Source organism: Streptomyces mutabilis (assembly GCF_046628145.1).
GTDB lineage: Bacteria > Actinomycetota > Actinomycetes > Streptomycetales > Streptomycetaceae > Streptomyces > Streptomyces mutabilis.
Map to the genome: position 1 here is coordinate 1712445 of NZ_CP176874.1, position 21080 is coordinate 1733524.

The window sequence follows — 21080 nt, forward strand, 5'->3', positions numbered from 1 at the left end:
CTTCCCCTCCCCCACGGCGGGTCGCGCCGCCTCGCCGTCCCCCGTCGCTCGACCCCTTCGAGGAGAGGCATGGCCCCGCACCACGACAACGCACCGGCCCCTGAACCGGCCGGGGAGCCCGGAACCCCGCCCGGAACCGACGGCTCCGGCCCGGAGGGCACCGGGACGTCCTCACCTGAAGGCGCCGGTCAGCCGGTGGCCGCCGTGCGGCGGCCCGCCTCGTCCGCCCGGCGTCGGCGGGGCGCGCACGCCGCCGGGTGCGCCGTACTGCTGGCCGTGGCGCTGACCGCGGGGTCCGTGGCGGTCGACGGGGCGCGGGAAGGCCACGGCGTCGCGGCGGCGGGCGCGCCCGGGGGCGGGCCGGGCCGGCTGAACGGCATCGGCCCGGACGCGGACGTCCCGGCGCTGGAGGCCCGACTCCGGTCCCAGCCCCGGGACTTCGTCGGCTGGGCCGCCCTGGGCCTTGCCCACGTCGAGCGGGCCCGCACCGACGGCGCCCCCTCGCGCTACCCGCGGGCCGAGCGGGCTCTCGAGCGCTCCCTCGAGCTGGCACCCGGCAACGACCACGCGCTCGCCGGCCGAGCCGCGCTCGCCGCCGCCAGGCACGACTTCACGGACGCGCTGACGTCCGCCGACCGGGCCCTGAGGGCGAACCCGTACAACGAACACGCCCTGTGCTCCCGCATCGACGCCCTGGTCGAACTCGGCCGCTACGACGAGGCCGCGCACGCCGCCGACACCGCCGACACCCGGCGGCCGGGCATCCCGGTCTTCACGCGCTACGCGTACGTCCGGGAGCTGCGCGGGGAGGCGGGCACCGCGCGCCGGGTGCTGGAGCAGGCGCTCGCCGGCGCCTCCTCCCCCGCGGACGTGGCCCACGTCGCCACCCAGCTCGGCCGGCTCGCCTGGAACCAGGGCGAGTACCGGGCCGCCCTGCACCACTACGCCCGTGCGCTCGCCGCCGACGACACCCACCTGCCCGCCCTGGAGGGCCGCGCCCGGGCCAGGGCGGCGAGCGGCGACCCGGACGGTGCGGCACGGGACCTGGAGGCCGTCGTCGCCCGGGCCCCGCTCCCCGGGCCGCTCGTCGCACTCGGCGAGCTCCACGAGGCGCGCGGCGAGGAGGTGAAGGCCCGCGAGCAGTACGCCCTCGTCGACGCCTGGACGGCGCTCGCCCGGGCCGGCGGCGTCAACGTCGACCTGGACACCGCGCTCGCCACCGCCGACCACGGCGACGGCGAGGCGGCCCTGCGCGCGGCCCGCGCCGAGTGGGACCGCCGCCGCACCGTGCACACCGCGGACGCCCTCGCCTGGGCACTGCACGTGGCGGGCCGCGACGACGAGGCCCTGCCGTACGCCCGCCGGGCCACGGCGACGGGGTACCGCGACGCGTCGTTCCTCCACCATCTGGGCATGATCGAGCGCGCGGTGGGCCGGGAGCGGGACGCCCGCCGCCACCTGACCGCGGCGCTGGACCTGAACCCCGGCTTCTCCCCCCTGGGCGCCCGCGAGGCCCGGGCGGCGCTGAAGGACCTGGAGGGCGCGCGTTGAGCCCCCGCCGTACCGTCATGCGCGGCGCCGCCGCCGTCACCGCCGCCTGTGCCGTCGTCCTCCTGCCCCCGACCGCGGCGGACGCGCATCCGCTGGGCGACTTCACCGTCAATCGGTACGACGGTCTGGTCGTGGCACCGGGTGAACTGCGCGTCGACCACGTCGAGGACCTCGCGGAGATCCCGGCGACCCAGGCCGGCCCGGACGTCGAACGGCTCGGCCTGGCCGAGTGGGCCCGGCAGCGCTGCGCGAAGGCCGCGCGGGACAGCCGGCTCACCGTGGACGGCCGTACGGCCGCCCTCACCGCGCGAGACGGCCACGCGCGCGTGCGGCCCGGTCAGGCCGGACTCGACACCCTGCGCCTGGAGTGCCGGTTCACCGCCCCGCTGCCGGAATCGGCCGGGGCGACCGTCGGCTTCCGGGCCGCCGGTGCCTCGTCCGGACCCGGCTGGCGGGAGATCACCGCACGCGGCGACCGTACGACGCTCACCGCGTCGGACGTGCCGGAGACATCGGTCTCGCGCGAACTCACGCGCTACCCGCAGGAGTCGCTCACCTCCCCGGCCGACGTCGCGAGCGCGTCCCTGCGCGTCCGGCCGGGCGGCCCCGCCCTCGGCCGGGAAGGGCAGGACGCGCCCGCCGCCTCCGTCCTGCCCCGCGGCGCCGACCGCTGGACCCGCGCGCTGGACTCCCTGGTCGCCCGCCGCGACCTCACCCTGGGCTTCGCGGGCCTCGCCCTCGTCGTCGCGGTCGTGCTGGGCGCGGCGCACGCGCTCGCACCGGGCCACGGCAAGACGCTGATGGCCGCGACGGCGGCCGCCCGGGGCGGCGGGGCCCGGCTGCGGGACGTCCTGCCGATGGCCGCCTCGGTGACGGTCACGCACACCCTGGGCGTGGTCGCCCTCGGCCTGCTCGTCACCGCGGGTTCGGCGGCGGCGCCCTCGGTCGTCGCGTGGCTGGGCATCGCCTCCGGCGGCCTCGTCACCCTGGCGGGCGCGAGCCTCGTCCGCCGCGCACTGCGCAACCGGGGGCACGCGCACGCACACGTACACCACCACGAACACGAGGGCCGCCTCAGCCACAAGCACGGCCACGGGCACGGCGAGCACGGACATGGCGAGCCCGAGCACGAGCACAGCCACGACGCGCACGGCCGCCACACCCACCCCGCCGCCTCCACCCTCCGCGGCACGGTGCTCCTCGGATTCGCCGGCGGGCTCGTGCCCAGCCCGTCCGCCGTGGTCGTCCTCGTCGGTGCCGCGGCCCTCGGCCGGGCCTGGTTCGGCCTGCTCCTCGTGGTCGCCTACGGGGCCGGTCTCGCCCTCACCCTCACCGCGGCCGGTGTCGCGGTCGTCCGCGTGGGCGGTGGCGCGAGCCGCCTGCTCCGGCGGCGCCCCCGGTGGGCCTCGGGCCGGCCCGCCCGGACGGTGCGCCGGGTCGCTCCCCTCGGGTCGGCGTGCCTGGTGGTGGCGCTCGGAGCCGGATTGGTGTTCAGGGGGGCCGCATCCGCACTCGGCTGAGCTACTTTTGGGGTGAACACGGGAGAATTACGGGCCCGTTCCCGGGAATGTCCGCGCGAGACTTCGAGGGGGCGCCGGTGTCCCAGGAACCCGGCAGTGAGCGCGTGATCGCCGGTCGCTACCGTCTCCTGTCACCCCTCGGCGAGGGCGGCATGGGCACGGTGTGGCGTTCCCGCGACGAGGTGCTGCACCGCGAGGTCGCCGTCAAGGAGGTGCGCGCGCCCGCCGGACTGCCGGAGGCCGACGTGCGGCGGATGTACGCGCGGCTGGAGCGGGAGGCGTGGGCCGCCGCCCGGGTCGCCCACCACAACGTGGTGACGGTGTACGACGTGGCCACCGACGGCGGTCGGCCCTGGATCGTGATGGAGCTGGTGCGCGGGCTCTCCCTGGCCGACCGGCTGGAGGCCGAGGGCCCGCTGGAGCCGCGGCACGCCGCGCACGTCGGTGCCGAGGTGCTGGCCGCGCTGCGGGCCGCGCACGCGGCGGGGGTGCTGCACCGGGACGTGAAGCCGGCCAACGTGCTGCTGGCGAACGACGGCCGGGTGGTGCTCACCGACTTCGGGATCGCCATGGTCGAGGGCAGCTCGGCGCTGACCATGACCGGCGAGGTCGTCGGCTCACCCGAGTTCCTGGCACCCGAACGGGCACTGGGCCGCACGCCCGGCCCCGAGTCCGACCTCTGGTCCCTGGGCGTACTGCTGTACGCGGCCGTCGAGGGGGCCTCGCCCTTCCGCCAGGACACCCCGCTGAGCACCCTGCGGGCCATCGTCGACGAGGAGTTGCCGCCGCCCCACCGGGCCGGCGCGCTCGCGCCCGTCATCGAGGGCCTGCTGCGCAAGGCCCCGGCCGAGCGGCTCCCCGCCGAGCGGGCCGAACGGGACCTGCGCCTCGTGGCCGCCGGGGGCGCCGTCGCCGGGGAGGGCACGTCCCGGGCGGACACGGTGCCGGCCGGCGCCCACGCCCCTACGGTCGCGGCCTTCCCCGAGCCGGGGGCCGCACCGGCTCCCCCGGTGCCCGTGGCCTCGACGGCACCGGACACGACGGGGGCCGCATCCACCGGGTCCGGCGGCCGGGAGCGGCGGGCGCGGGCCGTGCTGGTCCTGGGGCTGGCCGTGCTCGTGCTGGCGCTGGCCGGACTGACGTACGCGCTGCTCGACCGTTCGGACGGCGCTGGCGGCACCGAGGGGGCGGGCGGGAGTCCGGGCCCGGGGACGAGCACGGCCGCGCCGAGCCCGACCGGGAGCGGTACGGAGCCGAGCCCGCCGGCCTCCTCCGCGAGTCACAGCCGGCGCGGCAGTCCGCCGCCCCAGTCGGTACGGGTGTCCGTGGCCGGCGCGCACACCGAGTACGAGGGGACCTGCCCGCCGCCGCACGACCGGGCGCCTGCCTTCACGGCGACGATCACGGTGGGGCGGCTGCCGGCGCAGGTCGGCTACCGCTGGGTGACCGAGGACGGGTCGGTGTCCGATCCCGGGTGGCGGACGCTGTCCTTCCCCGCGGGCGGTGACCGTTCACGCCGGGACACGGTCGTCGTGACGACGGACGAGGAGAGCGGCGCGTTCGAGGGGGCGGTCCGCGTGGAGGTGCGGGAGCCGGTGGAGGCGACGTCGAACGCGGTGGCGTTCTCCGTGACGTGCGGGACGGAGACGGAGACGGAGCCCGGGACGGAGACCCCGACGGGCGGGGCCTCCTCCTCTTCTTCTCCGTCTCCTTCCGGTCCGGGTCCGTGACGACTGCCGGATCAGGCGGCGCCGTTGAGGACCGGCAGGTAGCCGCCGGACTGACCGGCCGCCGTCGGGTGGTACGAATCGCCGATGTTCAGCCAGTTCACGCTGTGCAGCCAGGAGCTGCCGGAGCAGATCTCGTGGCCGGTGAAGGTGGGACGTACGTCGCCGAAGGTGAAGCCGTGGTCGGCGGCGCGCTTGGCGATCGCGGTGTTGAGGTGGTCGGCGGCGTCGTTGATCGCCTTCCGCTTGGTCTCGGAGAGGCCGACGCAGGAGGTGCCGAGCTTGTAGAAGCGCGGGTAACCGAGGACGACGACATGGGCGTTGGGGGCCCTGTCGCGGATCGCGGAGTAGACGTTGTCGAGGTTGCCGGGCAGCGTCGAGTCGACGTACGCCTTCGCCGTGGCGATCCGGGACAGACAGGAGCTGTCGGACTGGAGGACGCAGGTCATCATGACGTCGGCGAAGCCGGCGTCGTTGCCGCCGACGCTGATCGACACCAGGCCGGTGGCGGAGCCGAGCGGGCCGAGCTGTCCGGCGAGAACATCACCCGTACGGGCGCCGGAGCAGGCGGTGAAGTCGAAGCTGGAGGGTGAGTTGGCGGCGGCCCACAGGTAGGGGTGGGCCTTCGTGCTGCGCTTGCAGTCGCCGCTGGAGCTGATGTAGCTGCCCGCTCCGACTCCGGAGGAGTAGGAGTCGCCGAGCGCCACATAGCCGTCGGCGGCGGCGGGTTGGGCGGCCTGCGCGGTCGCGGCCCCGGTGAGGGCGGTGCCGGCGGCGAGGAGGAGTGAACTCAGGAAGCCGACAAGTCGGGAACGTCTCATGGAACCTCCTTTAGCAGGATCTCTGCCGTCAACCGTGGTAGCAGCTACGCGTGTTGACAGGAAGTGTCCATGCCAATAAATGGCTGATGGTCGTTCAAAATCGGACGAAAACCGGTGGGAACGCCAGTGCCGTCTTGACGGTGCCCCGAGCACTGGGCCACATTGAGGCCCGGCATCTTGGGCTTCGGGGGGCAAAGCGGAACGGTCCGGGAGACCCGCGCCGCACGGAATCGCCCTTCAAGAAGAACGGATGACGGCAAACCAACAAAAACGTGAGACTTGGTTCCAGGTCTTGCCATAGGGGTTCAATCGTCAATACCGTCATACATCTCCCGCATCGGTACGTCGGCAAGCGGCCCAGGGGAGGGCTCGAGGCCGCGGCGGACCGGCGCGGGACGCGCGGTAGGGGGGTGCCGTGCCCGGTGACCGTTTCGGTGGCCGGGCCGCGCCGCGCGGTCGGCCGCCGTTTTTCTCGCGGCGCCGACAGGCTTTGCCTGCTCACCTGGCACGCACGGAGATCCGTCCCGTCGCGCCGTGGGTGAGAACCCCCCTTTCGAACCGGATACAGAGCCGGACCGCCCCTGGGGCGGGCGGTCCGCCGGACGAGAGGGACCAGACTCATGAGCTCAGTTCTGCAGCCGGCGTCGACGGGCAACGAACCGTCGTCCGATCCGTCTCCCGCCGAGAAGTACCGGCCCGTCTCCTCGCACCTGGCGATAGCGCCGCCGGTGAGCGTGGTGATACCCGCCATGAACGAGGCGGAGAACCTTCCCTACGTCTTCAAGACGCTGCCCGACTGGATCCACGAGGTCGTCCTCGTGGACGGCAACTCGACGGACGACACCGTGCGGGTCGCCCGGGAGCTGTGGCCGGACGTCAAGGTGGTCGAACAGCGCGGCAAGGGCAAGGGGGACGCGCTGATCACCGGCTTCAAGGCGTGCACCGGCGACATCATCGTGATGGTCGACGCCGACGGCTCGGCCGACGGCCAGGAGATCGTCTCCTACGTCTCCGCGCTGGTCTCGGGCGCGGACTTCGCCAAGGGGTCGCGCTTCGCCAACGGCGGCGGCACCGACGACATGACCTTCATCCGCAAGCTCGGCAACCGCGCCCTGTGCGCGGTCGTCAACCGGAAGTTCGGCGCCCGCTACACCGACCTGTGCTACGGCTACAACGCGTTCTGGCGGCACTGCCTGGACAAGATCGACCTCGACTGCACCGGATTCGAGGTGGAGACCCTGATGAACATCCGGGTCGTCAAGGCCGGCCTGAAGGTGCAGGAGATCCCCAGCCACGAGTACCTGCGCATCCACGGCGTCAGCAACCTGCGCGCCGTGCGGGACGGGCTGCGGGTGCTCAGAGTGATCCTCGACGAGCGTTCCAACCGGCGTGCGCTGCGCAGCCGTACGCACGCGCCGACGCTCGCCTCGGTCGGCCCGGCCGCCCCGGTCGTCCCGGTCCGGAGGAAGGCGTCTTGAGCGGTACGGACGCCTCCCTCACGATCTCCGTCGTGATCTGCGTCTACACCGAGGACCGCTGGGAGGACATCCTCGCGGCGGTCGCCTCGGTGCGGGCGCAGTCCCACCCGGCGCGGGAGACGCTGCTGGTCGTCGACCACAACGAGGCGCTGCGGGAACGGCTGCTGAAGGAGTACAAGGAGCGGCAGGACGTGCGGGTGCTCGCCAACGCGGGCCCCCGCGGCCTGTCCGCCGGCCGCAACACCGGCATCGCCGCCTCGCGCGGGGAGGTGATCGCCTTCCTCGACGACGACGCCGTGGCCGAACGCGACTGGCTGCGGCACTTCGCCGAGGGGTACGCCGACCCGGCGGTGATCGCCGTCGGCGGGCGCACGGTGCCGATCTGGGCGTCGGGGCGCCGGCCGGTCTGGTTCCCGGAGGAGTTCGACTGGGTGGTGGGCTGCACGTACCGGGGCCTGCCGCCCGGCCGGGTCCGGGTGCGCAACGTGCTCGGCGGCAACGCCTCCTTCCGGCGCGAGGCGTTCGAGGCGGCGGGCGGCTTCGCCACCGGCATCGGGCGCGACGGCGACAAGCGCCCGCTGGGCTGCGAGGAGACCGAGCTGTGCATCCGGCTCTCCCGCGCCCGGCCCGACGCCGTACTGCTGATCGACGACCGCGCGGTGATCCACCACCGGGTGCCCGAGGCGCGCGAGCACTTCGCCTACTTCCGCACCCGCACCTACGCCGAGGGCCTGTCCAAGGCCCTGGTGGCGCGCAGCGTCGGCGCGGACAAGGGCCTGGAGTCCGAACGCCGGTACGCCACCCGTGTCCTGCCGGCCGGTGTGGCGCGCGGGCTGCGCGACGCCGTGCTGGCCCGGCCGGGCGGCGCGGGACGGGCGGGCGCGATCGTCGCCGGGGTGCTCACGGCGGCGGGCGGCTACGTGGTGGGGAGCGTGCGGGCGCGGCGGGGCGGGGACTCGTTCTCCGTGGCGCCCGTCGAGGGGGGCGCGCATGGCTGAGGATGTCCACGAGGCCGACACCCGCGTGCCGATCCTGATGTACCACGCGGTCGCGGCCGACCCGGGCGACGCCACCCGCGCGCTGTCGGTGGCCCCGGACGCCTTCGCCGAGCAGATGGCGGCGATCGCCGACCGGGGCCTGACCCCGGTCGGCACGGCGGAACTGGCCGCCGCCTGGCGCTCCGGCCGCCCGCTGCCGAAGCGGCCGGTCCTCATCACCTTCGACGACGGCTACGAGGGCGTGCACCGGCACGCCCTGCCCGCCCTCGCCAAGCACGGCTTCCCGGCCACCCTGTTCGTCTCCACCGGCTGGCTGCGCGGCCCGTACGACACCGGGGGCGGCCTGGACACCATGCTCGACTGGGACCAGGTCCGCGAACTGGCCGCCGCCGGCGTGGAGATCGGCGGGCACAGCCACACCCACCCGCAGCTCGACCAGCTCGACGAGGAGCGGCTGCGCTTCGAGCTGATCCACTGCAAGGAGATCGTCGCCGACCAACTGGGCGCCGTACCGGCCTCCTTCGCCTACCCGTACGGCTACTCCGACCGCCGGGTGCGGCGGGCCGTGCGCGAGACGGGGTACGCGCAGGCGCTCGCCGTCGGCAACGGCCTGGCCCGCCGGGCCCAGGGGCCGTACGCCCTGCGGCGGGTCACCGTGCGCAGGAGCACGGGGCCGGACGAGTTCGCCCGGCTGATCGAGGGCCGCGCGATCGCCCGCACCTTCGCCCGGGACCGGGTCCTCACCAAGGGGTACGCCGTACTGCGCGGGACCCGGCGGGCACGGGGACGGCTGCGGGAGCGGATGCCGGGTGCCGGTGGCTGAACCACCGGCGCCGGCACCCCTCGCCCTGCGCCGTTCGCGCTCCGCGTGCCGCGTGTGCCCGGGAAACCGGGTGCACGCGGCGGCCGGGTGCCGGATCATGGCGGCATGTCCGTGAACCCGCACGACGCCCTGCCGATCCGGCTCAACGTCGACGACAGCGACTCCCCGTCCGATGTCGTCGACGCGCTGTTCCTCGGCCGCTTCGCGACGGGCGAGCAGCCCTTCGCGCACGCGGCGAACATCGACCGCGTGCGGTCCGGGGCGACGCTGCTGCCGCCCGGCGCGCGCGTGCTGCGGATCGCCCGCGACGACGACCGCAGCGCGACGCTGGCGGAGGGCGACGGCTGGACCCTGCTGGTCTCGCGTTGGAACCGCGGCGCCGACGTCACGGTGACGGCGACCACCGCCGACCTGGCCGAGAAGGTGCTCGCCGACGCGACGGACGGCGCGGCGGACGAACCCGAGCCGCAGCCGGAGAACGTGACGATGGGCTTCTGGTACGTCTCCCCGCGCCGCGGACCGCACCGCACCACCCGGCAGATCTCCGCGGGCACCTGGGACGAGGTCCGGACCAACTACACGGCCCCGGTCGCGGACGCGATGGACACCCTGATGAAGACGACGCCCGAGGACATCGCGGGCCGGCTGCTGCTCCTGCACGGTCCGCCGGGCACCGGCAAGACCTCGGCGCTGCGCACCCTCGCCCGCTCGTGGCGGGACTGGTGCCAGGTGGACTGCGTACTGGACCCGGAGCGGCTCTTCTCCGACGTGGGCTATCTGATGGACATCGCCATCGGCGAGGAGGACGCGGCGGGCAAGGGCCGCTGGCGGCTGCTGCTGCTGGAGGACTGCGACGAGCTGATCCGCGGCGAGGCCAAGCACACGGCGGGCCAGGCCCTCTCCCGGCTGCTGAACCTGACCGACGGGCTGCTCGGGCAGGGCCGCAACGTGCTGGTCGGCGTCACCACCAACGAGGACCTGGAACGCCTCCACCCCGCGGTCGTCCGTCCCGGCCGCTGCCTGGCCCGCATCGAGGTCGGCCCGCTGACCCGTCGGGAGGCGGTGGAGTGGCTCGGCACCGAGGAGGGGATCGGCCGCGAGGGCGCGACGCTGGCGGAGCTGTACGCGCTGCGCCGGGGCACCTCGCCGACCACGCTGCCGGAGCCGCGGGACGGCGCGGAGGCCGGGCTCTACCTGTAGCTGCTTTGATGGGGGTATGACCCTGTTCGTCGGCACCTCGGGCTGGCAGTACCGGGACTGGCGGGAGGTTCTCTACCCGCCCGGCCTGCCCGTACGGCTGTGGCTGGAGCGGTACGCGGAGGCCTTCGCCACGGTCGAGATCAACAACGCCTTCTACCGGCTTCCGTCCCGGGAGACGTTCGAGGCGTGGCGCGAGCGGGTGCCGGCGGACTTCACGGTCGCGGTCAAGGCCAGCCGCTACCTCACGCACATCAAACGCCTGCGGGACCCCGAAGAGCCCGTCGACCGCCTGATGACCCACGCGGCGGGCCTCGGCGACCGTCTCGGCCCGGTCCTGCTGCAACTGCCCCCGACGCTGCGGGGCGACCCGGCCCTCCTGGACACCTGCCTCGCCTGCTTCCCGCCCGGCACCCGGGTGGCGGTGGAGCCCCGGCACGAGTCCTGGTGGACACCCGAGGTGCGGGAGGTCCTGGTGTCCCGGGGCGCGGCCCTGTGCTGGGCGGACGTCCTGGCCCGCCCGGTCACCCCGCTGTGGCGCACCACCGACTGGGGATACGTCCGCTTCCACCGGGGAAGGGCTGCCGCCTGGCCGCACTACGGCCGCCGGTCGCTGGCGACGTGGGTCCAGCGCATCCGGGACACCTGGCCCCGGCAGGACGTCTACGCGTACTTCAACAACGACCCGAACGGTGCGGCGGTGAGCGACGCACGCACTTTCGCCCGACTGGCGCGTACCTCTGGTCTCACGGTCACCCGAACACCGCTGGGGGCGCGGGGCTGAGACATTCGCGGCTCCGCCGCGCGGGCGCGACCGGCCGCAACGAACCCGCGGCCGCCCACCGGCCCCCGCCGAACCGGCGCTCAGTCCCCGTAAGCCGCCCGCAGGGCATCCCGCACCGCGGCCACCGCGTCCCCCTCCGCCACCCCGAGCCGCCGGGCCCGCTCGGCATAGCCCTGGGCCGCGGAGGCCAACTCCCGCTCCGCAGCCGAGCCCGCGGCGGCGACGAACGTTCCGTTGCGCCCCCGCGTCTCGATCACCCCGTCCCCCTCCAGCGCCCGGTACGCCTTGGCGACCGTGTTCGCTGCGAGCCCGAGGGACTCGGCCAGTCCGCGCACGGTCGGCAGCCGGTAGCCGACCGGCAGGGCCCCCGACCGCGCCTGTTCGGAGATCTGCGCCCGCACCTGCTCGTAGGGCGGGGTGCCGTCATCGATGTGGATCTGCAAGGTCACCCGGCGATTGTCCCGTATCCCCGGAAAAATGAGAGGCACCCGACCGCCCGTCCGCCGTAGCGTGCGCCCACATGACCGTACTCGTACGCGATCTGCGTCCCGACGATCCGGCCGATGTCGCGGCCTTCGCACATGTCCGGCACCTGGCCCTGCCGTACATCCTGTGGACGCCGGAGGCCGTCGTCCACCGCCTCGTCCACACGCACCCGGACGCCCGCAGCCGGTCCCTGGTCGCGGAGGAGGACGGGGAGACGATCGGCACGGCCCAGATCGGGCTGGTCCACGACAGTCCGGAGCCCGGCCAGGCGTACCTCAACGTCTACGTCCGCCCGGACAGGGTCCGGCACGGTGCCGGCGGGCTGCTGGTGCGCACGTCCGAGGAGTACCTCGCCGCCGAGGGCGCGACGAAGCTCTTCGCGTGGGTGCTGGACAAGCCCGCCGACCTCGCCTTCGCCGAGCGGCACGGCTATGCGCGGCGGCGCTCCGCCCACTTCCTCCGGCTGGACCTGGCGAACGCGACGCTGCCGGACCCGCCGCCCCCTCCCCCGGGCGTCGAACTCCGCACCGCCGCCGACTTCGCGGACGATCCCCGCCCGATGTTCGAACTGGACGCGGAGACGCTGGCGGACGAACCGAGCGACGTCGACATCGAGTTCACGGACTACGAGGCCTGGCTCGCGGAGACCTGGCGGCACCCGCTGCTCAACCGTGAGCTGACCTCGGTCGCGGTGGCCGACGGCCGCCCCGTCGCCTTCAGCGTGGCCTACACGGACGGCACCCGCTACTCCACCGCGATGACCGGTACCGTCCGCGCCCACCGCGGCCGGGGCCTGGCCAAGCTCACCAAGACCGACTCCCTGCGCCGGGCCCGCGCCGCCGGGTACACGGAGGCCCTCACCGGCAACGACACGGACAACGGCCCGATGCTCGCCGTCAACAAGTGGCTCGGGTACGAGATCTGCGGGACGGAGGTGCGCCATGTCCGCGAACTCGGCTGAGGCACCGGCGTCGGTGGACGTCGTCCTGGTCAAGGCGGGCGCCACGAAGATCCGGTACGCGGGCGAGCTGCTGCACGACGACGGCACCCGCCTCGCCGTCCGCGCCCCCTGGGCCGGTGCCGGCGTCCGCGACTTCGGCTTCGTGCGCTTCGAGGCCGGCGACGTCTTCACCGAGTACTACTGGCGCGACCGGTGGTACTCGGTGAAGGAGGTCCGGACGGCGGCCGGTGCGCTCAAGGGCTGGTACTGCGACATCACCCGCCCCGCCGTGCTCACGGGCACCGAACTGGCCGTCGAGGACCTCGACCTGGACCTGTGGCGCTCGGCGGACGGCACGGACGTACGGCGCCTGGACGAGGACGAGTTCGCCGAGAGCGGCCTGGCGGAACGCGACCCGGAGTCCGCTGCCGCCGCCGTGGCCGCGCTGGACGAACTGGAACGCCTGGCACGCGGGGAGCACTTCGAGGACCTGCTGGCATAGCGGCGGCCCGGCTCACCCGGGTGTCGCCACCACCGCGTACCGCTCGTCCGCCACCTCCCTCCCCCACAGCACCGGGTCGTCCGACAGCCGCTCCACGCGCACCCGTCCGGCGAGGGGTGCGAGGAGGGAGGTGAGCCGGGCGGCGGGTATGCCGACCGGGGCGACGGCCCCCCACACGCCCTCGACCAGGACCAGCCGCCCTCCCGGACGCAGCAACTCCCGCCAGTGCCGCAGGGCCCGGGCGGGGTCGGGCAGCGCCCACAGCACGTGCCGGACGAGCACGGCGTCGAAACGCTGCCCGCCCACCGGGGGCGCCGCGGCGTCACCGGTGAGGAACACCGCGTCACGCCCGGCCAGTTTGGCCCTGGCCTGCCTCAGCATGGCCGGGGACAGGTCGACACCGGTGACGCGGTGTCCCTGCTCGGACGCGAGGAGCGACAGGCTGCCGGTGCCGCAGCCCAGGTCGAGGAGGTCGCCGGGCCGCTCCGGCAGCCAGGACCTCAACCGCGCGGCCCAGGCCCGGCGCACCTCGGGGTCCCGCAGGCCGTGGTCCGGCTCGTCGTCGAAACCGGCGGCCCGCGCGTCCCAGTCGACGTCCGGTGCGCTGCTCAACGTGCTCGCGCCGTCACTGTCATTGCCCATGCGCCCAGGGTGACACCCGGCACTGACAACGCGGTCGGGGCGCGGGAACGTGACAACCGCCACTGACAGGGACGCTTCGATGAGCAAGTCTCGGGGAATGGGTCTACCTCCGTGAGAACGCGGAACCCGGTGGATCCGTAAGGAGGCAGCCATGCGCCGTCTGACCGTGCACAAGCCCCTGAAGAAGACCGACGCCCGCCGTGTCCGCGAGGAGGCCGACGAGCGCCCCTCGGGGCGCCCGGAGGTCCGCAAGGACATCGCACGCACGTGGTGGCCGGACAGCTGACCGGGCCGGTCACGTCATGAGACGCGTCAGAGCAGCCGCTTGCGGTAGTGGACACGGTCGTAGGGTCCGTCCACCCGGCGCTCCACGGCCTCGTACCCGTACTTCGGGTAGATCTCCTGGTTCTCCCACATCATGGCGTTCGTGTAGAGCCTGACCTCGGACAGGCCCAGCGCACGCGCGTGCGCGTCCACGAACCGCAGCAGCCGCCGCCCCACGCCCCTGCCGTGCGCGTCGGGGTGGACGGCGATGCTGTCGAGGAACAGGTGGTCCGCGTACGCCTCCACGACGACGAGGCCCGCGACCTCCGTACCGGGCCCGCCCGTGACGAACACCTTCTCCGCGGCCACGTTCGCCGCGTGATCCGCCTCCATCGGCTGCGGCACCACGCCGATGCGCTCGATGTACGGGCGGTAGGCGGCGTCGGTGACGGCCTTCACCGCGGGTACGTCCGCGGTGACCGCCTGCCGGATCTGCTCTCGTTCCATGCCGCGAACGGTAGCTACCTCAGCCCAGCCTGAGCACTCCCTTAACGCGACCATAAGGATCTCCGTCACCCGCCTCCGACAGGCGATTTCACGGTTTCCCGGGGCTAGCTTGCTGGTCAACCCCACGGGTTCCGGCCCGAGTTCGCGCATCCCCGCGCTTCCCCAGTGACCGTTTCGAGGAGTTCCCCATGCCCGCACCCTCCGCGCCCCGCAGGGTCGCAGCCGTCGCCGTCGCCGGCCTCGCCCCGCTCGCCCTGACCACCCTGGCCGCCGCGCCCGCGTCCGCGCACGGTTCGATGGGCGACCCGGTCAGCCGGGTGTCGCAGTGCCACGCCGAGGGCCCCGAGAACCCGAAGTCGGACGCGTGCAAGGCGGCCGTCGCGGCCGGCGGCACCCAGGCGCTGTACGACTGGAACGGCATCCGCATCGGCAACGCCGCCGGCAAGCACCAGGAGCTGATCCCGGACGGCAAGCTGTGCAGCGCGAACGACCCGGCCTTCAAGGGCATGGACCTGGCGCGCGCCGACTGGCCCGCGACCGGCGTGAGCAGCGGCTCGTACACCTTCAAGTACCGCGTGACGGCCCCGCACAAGGGCACCTTCAAGGTGTACATCACCAAGCCCGGCTACGACCCGGCGAAACCGCTGGGCTGGGGCGACCTGGATCTGTCCGCCCCGGTGGCGACGGCCACCGACCCGGCGGCCTCGGGCGGCTTCTACACCTTCTCCGGCACGCTGCCCGAGCGTTCCGGCAAGCACCTGCTGTACGCGGTGTGGCAGCGCTCGGACAGCCCGGAGGCGTTCTACTCCTGCTCCGACGTCTCCTTCGGCGGCGGCGCCGGCGGAAGCGGTGGCGGCGACGGCACGGCGGCCGGCGACTCCGCCGGCGGTGACTCCTCGGACGCCGCCGCACCGGCCCCCGAGGCCTCCGCTCCCTCCGAGGAGCAGATCGCGGCCGCGGCCGACAGGTCGACGATCGAGCACAACGGCCACGGCGACCAGGACGCGGCGACGACGACGGACCCGACCGACCCGGCGGCACCGGACGAGGCGTCCGACGCGGCCCCCGAAGCCGCCGCGGCCGGTGAGCCCAACGAGGTCAGGGCCGCCGGCGCGGGTACCGGGAACCTCGCCGAGACCGGCGGGGACAGCAGCACGCCCTACCTCGCGGTCGGTGGCGCCGCCGCCCTGGCCCTCGGCGCGGCCGTGCTGTTCGCGTCCGTGCGCCGGCGGGCGCTGACGGGTGGCCGGCACGGCCGCTGACCCGGAACGCGGGAGAACGCGGGGGGAACGCGGGGGGAACGCGGGGCTCGTCCGGCGGCTCAGGCCGGACGAGCCCCGCTCGGCATGCGGGGTCCGGTCGCCACGCGAGCGCGGTTCACCACGCGGACCAGACGGCGCGGTTCACCAAGCGGGCCGGATCGGCCCGCCCGGCGCGATCCGCAGCAGACGCTCCCGCAGCTCCGCGGCCCCGCCCTCGCCGAGCACGTCGGCCCACGCACCCACGGCCTCCGCCGCCGCCTCCTCCGCGGCCCGCGTGCAGGCCCACCCCGTCTCGGTCAGCACGACCAGCCGGGCCCGCGCGTCGGCGGGATGCGGCCGGCGCTCGACGTACCCCTTGCGGACCAGCTCGTCGACGAGCTGACTCGCGGCCTGCTTGGTCATTCCGAGGTGGACGGCGAGGTCGGTGACCGTCGCGCCGTCCGGGGCCAGCCGGGCGAACGCGAAACCGTGCGCGGGCCGCAGCCCTTCGAAACCCCGGGCGACGACACCCTCGTGAATCCGCTGTGTGAGCCCGCCGGCGGCGGCCAGCAGAGCGGCGGACAGGGCCATGGCGTCGGAGTTCTGCACGGGGGCATTGAAACATCCTTGACGAATCGGTCAAGGAGATTGACCATATCTCCGTGCAGCTTGGTCAAGCTGCTTGACCATAATCGACCGGGGAGACAGTCATGCCCATCGTCCGCTCGTCCGAGGCCGTGACCCACGAGATCCACGGCGCCCGTTTCGTCTCGTACGCCACCCCCCGCACCGGCAGCAAGGAGCTGTGCGCCTGGCGGGGCGAGATACCGGCGGGCACGAAGGCACCCGCGCACACCGTCAGCCGGGAGGAGATCTTCCACCTCCTCACCGGCGAACTCCTGATCACCCTCGACGGCCGCACCGAGCACGTCACCGCGGGCGACACCGTGATCATCAACCGGGGGGCGACCCTCGCCGTCGAGAACCCCACCGACCGGACCGCGACCTCCTGGGTCACCACCTCCGTCGGCCTGGAGGCGGAGCTGGCCGACGGCACCCTGCTCACTCCCCCGTGGGCCAACTGACCCGCGCAGGGGTCACGCCGCCAGGGACCCCGGCATCACCGCCCGCGGCCCGAACTTCGCCCGCGCGCGGTCCGCGACCTCCTCGATCCGGCGGACCTTCTCGTCCACGGGGTCGAAGGTGAGCTGGTGGGAGGCCTGCTCGGCGGGGGCCAGCCCCTCGGCGCGCAGGGCGATCGAGCGGACCCGGGCGCGCTGGAGACCGAGCGCCTGGTACATGTCGTACGCGGTCCGCGTCAGCGCCGCCGAGTGCGCGGTCGGTTCGGGCAGGGTGCGGCTGCGGGTGGTCGCCGACCTGTCGGCATAGCGCACGGTGAGGGTGAGGGTGCGGCAGACCTTGTCCACGGCGCGCAGCCGGGCGCCCAGCTCCTCGGCGGCCGACAGCAGGGCGCGGCGGTGGCGGCCGGGGTCGAGTTCGTCCCGGTCGAAGGGGCGGTCCGCGGCCAGCGACCGGGAGACGCCGTTGGGGACCACCCGGCCCCGGTCGACGCCCTGCGCCTTCTCGTGCAGCTCGCGGCCGGCCTTCGCGCCGACCAGGCGCTGGAGCGTGGAAGGGGGCGCGGCGGCGAGGCGGCCGAGGGTGTCCAGGCCGTACTCGCACAGGGTGCGGGCTGTCGCGGTGCCGACGCCGGGCAGCGCGGCGACGGGCTTGCCGGCGAGGAAGTCCCGCTCCTCGCCCTCCGGCACCGCGCAGGTCAGTCCCGGCCGGGCGTCCCGCAGGGCCATGCGGGCGAGCATCGGGCCCGGACCGGCGCCGATCACGCAGTCGACGCCGTACAGCGCGAGGGCGCGGACGCGGATCACGGAGGCCAGTTCCACGGCGTCGCGCCCGAAGTAGCGCTCGGCGCCGCGCAGGTCGGCCAGCGCGCCGTCGGGCGGCAGCGCCTCGACGACCGGCGTGAACTCCTCCAGCAACCCGAGCAGCTGGGGCAGGGCCGCCTCGTACATCGGCGGCAGCTGGAAACGTACGCAGAGGATGGTCATCCCGCACTCCCCGGGCTCTGGTGCCACAACTTCCTTCCGACCGCGGGCCCTTCGCCCGCGGGGCGCAGATCGGCCCAGGGGTGCATCTCGTACCCGGTGGACATGCGGATCTTCCGCCGCTCCATCGGGTCCTGGGCCGCGGAGCCGGCCGGCGCGGGTCGTCCGTCCGAACCGGCGAGACGGCGGCGTGCCGGGCCGCCCTCGGGGGCGTCGTCCTGTCCTTTCCCGCCCGTTCCCGCCAGCCGGGCGGCGACGCCCTCCAGCCCCTCCTCCCGGCGCACCTCCAGCAGGTCGGCGAGGTTCCAGGCGGCGGAGCCGACCACGCTGAGGCTGCGCGGGCCGCGCCGCTGCACCACCCCGCGCACCAGCAGCAGCCAGGAGTGGAAGACGGTGTGCGCGCAGGCGTCGTGCGAGTCGTCGAAGAAGGCGAGGTCGACCAGGCCGGAGCCGTCGTCGAGGGTGGAGAAGATGACCCGGCGGCCGGAGCGGACCGGCGGGGTCTGGGTGGCCGCCTTGGCGCCCGCGACCAGCACCGTCTCCCCGTGCCGGGCCTCGCGCAGCCGCTTGGCCGACACCACGCCCAGTTCGCGCAGGAAGGTGCGGTGGTCGTCCATCAGGTTGCGCGAGGCGTCCATGGAGAGCACGCCCAGTTCGGCGCTGAGCTTCTCCGCGGAGGTGAGGTCGGGCAGTCCGGCGGAGGCGGTCCTGCGGCCGCCGGACAGGGGGAGCTGGTCGCCGCGTCCGCCCCGGGCGCCGCGGTGCAGCTCGGTCAGATGCAGTTGCAGGTCGCGGCGGTTGGCGCCGAACGCGTCCAGCGCGCCGACCTGGGCGAGCCGTCCGGCCAGCGGCCTGCTGGGGCGGGCCCGTTCCCAGAAGTCGAGCAGGGAGGCGTAGGGCTGCCCCTCGGCGATGCGTTCCGCCTCGGCCTCGCTGATGCCGTGCACGTCCGAGAGGGCGAGGCGCAGGCCCCACACCTTCTCCCTCCGTGATTCAGACACCAGTTCGATCCTGTGTGCGACCCCCGACTTGTTGACGTCCAACGGCAGGATCGGCACCCCGCGCCGCCGCGCGTCCGCCAGCAGCAGCCGCTTCGGGTACATGCCGGGGTCGTGCGTGAGCAACCCCGCGTAGAAGGCGGCCGGGTGATGGGCCTTCAACCACGCCGACTGGTAGGTCGGCACGGCGAAGGCGACCGCGTGTGCCTTGCAGAAGCCGTAGCTGCCGAAGGCCTCGACGATCTCCCAGGTCCGCTGGATCGTTTCCGCGTCGTACCCGTTCGCCGTCGCGTGCTGGGCGAACCACACCTTGATCCGCCCCTGCGACTCCGGGTCGGACAGCCCGCGCCGCACCCGGTCGGCCTCGCCGCGCCCGCAGCCGGTCATGATGGCCACGATGTCGATGATCTGCTCGTGGAAGACGACGACCCCGTACGTCCCCGCCAGCGGCTCCGCCAGGTCCTCGTGCGGGTAGCGCACCGGCGCCCGCCCGTGCCGGGCCTCGATGAACGGCCGCACCATGTCGGCGGCGACCGGCCCCGGCCGGAAGAGCGAGATGTCGACCACGAGGTCGTGGAAGGTCGACGGCTGGAGCCGTCCGACCAGGTCCCGCTGGCCCGGCGACTCGATCTGGAAGCAGCCCAGCGTCTCGGCGGACCGGATCATCCGGTACGTCGCCGGATCGCCCTCCGGTACGGCGTCCAGGTCGACCTCGGCGCCCGACGCCCGCTTCACCTCGGCGACCGCGTGCGCCATCGCCGACTGCATCCGCACGCCGAGCACGTCCAGCTTGAGCAGCCCCAGGTCCTCCACGTCGTCCTTGTCGAACTGGGCCATCGGGAAGCCCTCGCCGCTGGTCGGCATGACCGGCGTGCGGGAGAGCAGGGAGGCGTCGGACAGGAGGACGCCGCAGGGGTGCATGGCGACACCGCGCGGGAGGGCGTCGAGGCCCTCGACCAGCTCCCAGAGCCTGCCGTACCTCTCCCGCTCCCCCGCCAGCTCCTTCAGCTCGGGCAGTTCCTCCAGCGCCGCGCGGGCGTCGCGGGCGCGGATGTGCGGGAAGGACTTGGCGACGCGGTCGATCTCGGCCGGGTCCATGGACAGGGCGGCGCCGACATCGCGGATGGCGTGGCGCACCCGGTACGTCTCCGGCATGGCGACCGCGGCGACCCGCTCTGTGCCGAACCGGCCGATGATCGCGCGGTAGACCTCCAGGCGGCGCGCGGACTCCACGTCGATGTCGATGTCGGGCAGCACGACCCGTTCCTTGGACAGGAAGCGCTCCATCAGCAGCCCGTGCTCGACCGGGTCGGCGTGCGCGATGCCGAGGAGGTGGTTGACGAGCGAGCCCGCGCCGGAGCCGCGCGCGGCGACCCGGATGCCCATGTGCCGTACGTCGTCCACGACCTGGGCGACGGTGAGGAAGTACGAGGCGAAGCCGTGGTGGGCGATGATGTCCAGCTCGTGGTGCATCCGCTCCCAGTAGTGGCGCCGCCGGTCGTAGCCGCGCAGCACCATGCCCGCCGCCGCCCGGGAGGCGAGCGCGCGCTGGGCGGTGCGGCGGCCGGCTCCGACGAGGTGCGGCTCGGGGAAGTGGACGGCGCCCATGCCGAGGTCGTCCTCGGGGTCGACCAGGCACTCGGCGGCGGTCGCCTGCGTCTGCTCCAGCAGGCGGTGGGCAGTGTCGCGCCGGAAGCCGGCGGCCTCGACGATCCGCTCGGCGGCGTGCCGCATGGCGCCGGCGTCCTTGAGCCAGGCCTCGCCGGAGTCCAGCTCCTTGGTGGCGTCGATCGGGACGAGGCGGCGGGCGGCGTCCAGGACGTCGGCGACCTGGCCCTGGCCGGGGTCGGCGTAGCGGACGGCGTTGGAGAGCACCGGCCGGATGCCCTGTTCGGCGGCGAAGCCGACGGTGCGGGCGGCCAGGCGCAGGGAGCCGGGGCCGGTGCCCGTGCGGCCGTGCCAGACGGCCTCCAGGCGCAGGGCGTCGCCGTAGACCTCCCGCCAGGGGGCGAGGAGGCGGGCCGCGCGGTCGGGACGGCCGGCGGCGAGCGCGCGGCCGACGTCGGAGTCCGGACCGAGCAGGACGGTCAGGCCGTCGGCGTGGTTGTCGGACCAGGACAGCAGCGGGGTGTCCTCGGCCGTGTGGGCGGCGGAGACCAGGCGGCACAGGCCGGCCCAGCCGCGGGCGCCGTCGCGGGCGAGGAAGGTCACCCGCGGGGCCGACTCGTCGACGAAGGCACCTCCGCGCACGGGGGCGCGGCGCCGGTCCCGGCGCACGGAGGTCTCCGTGCGTTCCGCCTCCGGCTCGGGGGCGGCCACCGCCAGCTCCGCGCCGAACAGCGGACGGACGCCCGCCTTCGCGCAGGCCTTGGCGAAGCGGACCGTGCCCGCGAGGGTGTCGCGGTCGGTGAGCGCGAGGGCGTCCATGCCCCGCTCGAAGGCGCGCTCGGCCAGCCGCTCCGGGTGGGAGGCGCCGTAGCGGGCGGAGAACCCGGAGACGGTGTGCAGATGCGTGAAACCCGGCACACGCACCTCCCG

At 74.4% G+C, this 21080-nt stretch carries 20 protein-coding genes; 13 read left to right on the forward strand and 7 right to left on the reverse strand.

Annotation, left to right across the window (positions count from 1 at the left end):
• Nucleotides 1-69: 69 nt before the first annotated feature.
• From ACLIN4_RS07530 to ACLIN4_RS07540, 3 genes are all read left to right on the forward strand, one after another.
• Nucleotides 70-1551 (forward strand): tetratricopeptide repeat protein, encoded by a 1482-nt coding sequence (locus tag ACLIN4_RS07530; protein ID WP_411575603.1) that lies wholly within the window; start codon nt 70-72, stop codon nt 1549-1551.
• Nucleotides 1548-3071 carry a nickel transporter gene (locus ACLIN4_RS07535; protein WP_411575604.1) on the forward strand — a complete coding sequence of 508 codons (1524 nt, stop codon included), beginning with the start codon at nt 1548-1550 and terminating at the stop codon, nt 3069-3071. Before ACLIN4_RS07530 ends, ACLIN4_RS07535 begins: the two co-directional genes overlap by 4 nt.
• Before the next feature lie 77 nt (nt 3072-3148).
• Nucleotides 3149-4801 carry a serine/threonine-protein kinase gene (locus ACLIN4_RS07540; RefSeq protein WP_411575605.1) on the forward strand — a complete coding sequence of 551 codons (1653 nt, stop codon included), beginning with the start codon at nt 3149-3151 and terminating at the stop codon, nt 4799-4801.
• A gap of 11 nt (nt 4802-4812) precedes the next feature.
• On the opposite strand, the gene ACLIN4_RS07545 is transcribed toward ACLIN4_RS07540, so the two are convergent.
• A complete protein-coding gene (locus ACLIN4_RS07545) occupies nt 4813-5619 on the reverse strand; it encodes an SGNH/GDSL hydrolase family protein (RefSeq protein WP_100047239.1) in 807 nt (268 codons plus the stop codon).
• Nucleotides 5620-6239: 620 nt separating this feature from the next.
• Here ACLIN4_RS07545 and ACLIN4_RS07550 point away from each other — a divergent pair.
• The 5 genes from ACLIN4_RS07550 to ACLIN4_RS07570 all read left to right on the forward strand — a co-directional run bounded on the left by ACLIN4_RS07550 (nt 6240) and on the right by ACLIN4_RS07570 (nt 10899).
• Nucleotides 6240-7097, forward strand: a complete 858-nt coding sequence (locus ACLIN4_RS07550; protein ID WP_411575606.1) for a glycosyltransferase family 2 protein — start codon at nt 6240-6242, stop codon at nt 7095-7097.
• Complete coding sequence (locus ACLIN4_RS07555; protein WP_179350408.1) at nt 7094-8095, forward strand: glycosyltransferase family 2 protein; 1002 nt, start codon at nt 7094-7096, stop codon at nt 8093-8095. Before ACLIN4_RS07550 ends, ACLIN4_RS07555 begins: the two co-directional genes overlap by 4 nt.
• Entirely contained in the window at nt 8088-8918 is an 831-nt protein-coding gene (locus tag ACLIN4_RS07560; protein ID WP_411575607.1) for a polysaccharide deacetylase family protein, read from the forward strand. The genes ACLIN4_RS07555 and ACLIN4_RS07560 overlap by 8 nt, the downstream gene beginning before the upstream one ends.
• Before the next feature lie 105 nt (nt 8919-9023).
• Nucleotides 9024-10118, forward strand: a complete 1095-nt coding sequence (locus ACLIN4_RS07565) for a DUF5925 domain-containing protein (RefSeq protein WP_100047237.1) — start codon at nt 9024-9026, stop codon at nt 10116-10118.
• A gap of 16 nt (nt 10119-10134) precedes the next feature.
• Nucleotides 10135-10899: a DUF72 domain-containing protein gene (locus ACLIN4_RS07570; RefSeq protein WP_411575608.1), complete on the forward strand. Its 765-nt coding sequence runs from the start codon at nt 10135-10137 to the stop codon at nt 10897-10899.
• Nucleotides 10900-10979: 80 nt separating this feature from the next.
• Here ACLIN4_RS07570 and ACLIN4_RS07575 read toward each other — a convergent pair whose 3' ends face one another.
• Nucleotides 10980-11348, reverse strand: a complete 369-nt coding sequence (locus ACLIN4_RS07575; RefSeq protein ID WP_179342769.1) for a GntR family transcriptional regulator — start codon at nt 11346-11348, stop codon at nt 10980-10982.
• 71 nt (nt 11349-11419) lie between these two features.
• Here ACLIN4_RS07575 and ACLIN4_RS07580 point away from each other — a divergent pair, with 71 nt between their 5' ends.
• Nucleotides 11420-12346 carry a GNAT family N-acetyltransferase gene (locus tag ACLIN4_RS07580; RefSeq protein WP_411575609.1) on the forward strand — a complete coding sequence of 309 codons (927 nt, stop codon included), beginning with the start codon at nt 11420-11422 and terminating at the stop codon, nt 12344-12346.
• Nucleotides 12327-12827 carry a DUF402 domain-containing protein gene (locus tag ACLIN4_RS07585; RefSeq protein WP_107480211.1) on the forward strand — a complete coding sequence of 167 codons (501 nt, stop codon included), beginning with the start codon at nt 12327-12329 and terminating at the stop codon, nt 12825-12827. Before ACLIN4_RS07580 ends, ACLIN4_RS07585 begins: the two co-directional genes overlap by 20 nt.
• Nucleotides 12828-12839: 12 nt before the next feature.
• Here ACLIN4_RS07585 and ACLIN4_RS07590 read toward each other — a convergent pair whose 3' ends face one another.
• The gene (locus tag ACLIN4_RS07590) at nt 12840-13469 is read right to left on the reverse strand and encodes a class I SAM-dependent methyltransferase (protein ID WP_289911134.1); all 630 of its coding nucleotides are present in this window, start codon (nt 13467-13469) and stop codon (nt 12840-12842) included.
• Nucleotides 13470-13620: 151 nt separating this feature from the next.
• Here ACLIN4_RS07590 and ACLIN4_RS07595 point away from each other — a divergent pair, with 151 nt between their 5' ends.
• Entirely contained in the window at nt 13621-13755 is a 135-nt protein-coding gene (locus ACLIN4_RS07595; protein WP_100047231.1) for a hypothetical protein, read from the forward strand.
• A 26-nt stretch (nt 13756-13781) separates the two neighbouring features.
• Here ACLIN4_RS07595 and ACLIN4_RS07600 read toward each other — a convergent pair whose 3' ends face one another.
• Nucleotides 13782-14240, reverse strand: coding sequence for a GNAT family N-acetyltransferase (locus ACLIN4_RS07600; protein WP_107480209.1), 459 nt, complete (start codon nt 14238-14240; stop codon nt 13782-13784).
• A 188-nt stretch (nt 14241-14428) separates the two neighbouring features.
• Between ACLIN4_RS07600 and ACLIN4_RS07605 the strand changes: the two genes are divergently transcribed.
• Nucleotides 14429-15502, forward strand: coding sequence for a lytic polysaccharide monooxygenase auxiliary activity family 9 protein (locus tag ACLIN4_RS07605; RefSeq protein ID WP_382023076.1), 1074 nt, complete (start codon nt 14429-14431; stop codon nt 15500-15502).
• A 141-nt stretch (nt 15503-15643) separates the two neighbouring features.
• On the opposite strand, the gene ACLIN4_RS07610 is transcribed toward ACLIN4_RS07605, so the two are convergent.
• Nucleotides 15644-16090 carry a MarR family winged helix-turn-helix transcriptional regulator gene (locus tag ACLIN4_RS07610; RefSeq protein ID WP_107479525.1) on the reverse strand — a complete coding sequence of 149 codons (447 nt, stop codon included), beginning with the start codon at nt 16088-16090 and terminating at the stop codon, nt 15644-15646.
• A 101-nt stretch (nt 16091-16191) separates the two neighbouring features.
• Between ACLIN4_RS07610 and ACLIN4_RS07615 the strand changes: the two genes are divergently transcribed.
• Nucleotides 16192-16566: a cupin domain-containing protein gene (locus ACLIN4_RS07615; RefSeq protein WP_107479524.1), complete on the forward strand. Its 375-nt coding sequence runs from the start codon at nt 16192-16194 to the stop codon at nt 16564-16566.
• A 12-nt stretch (nt 16567-16578) separates the two neighbouring features.
• On the opposite strand, the gene ACLIN4_RS07620 is transcribed toward ACLIN4_RS07615, so the two are convergent.
• Both ACLIN4_RS07620 and ACLIN4_RS07625 read right to left on the reverse strand, forming a co-directional pair.
• Nucleotides 16579-17547: a DNA polymerase Y family protein gene (locus tag ACLIN4_RS07620; RefSeq protein WP_107479523.1), complete on the reverse strand. Its 969-nt coding sequence runs from the start codon at nt 17545-17547 to the stop codon at nt 16579-16581.
• A complete protein-coding gene (locus tag ACLIN4_RS07625) occupies nt 17544-21068 on the reverse strand; it encodes a DNA polymerase III subunit alpha (protein ID WP_382086673.1) in 3525 nt (1174 codons plus the stop codon). The genes ACLIN4_RS07620 and ACLIN4_RS07625 overlap by 4 nt, the downstream gene beginning before the upstream one ends.
• Nucleotides 21069-21080: the final 12 nt, after the last annotated feature.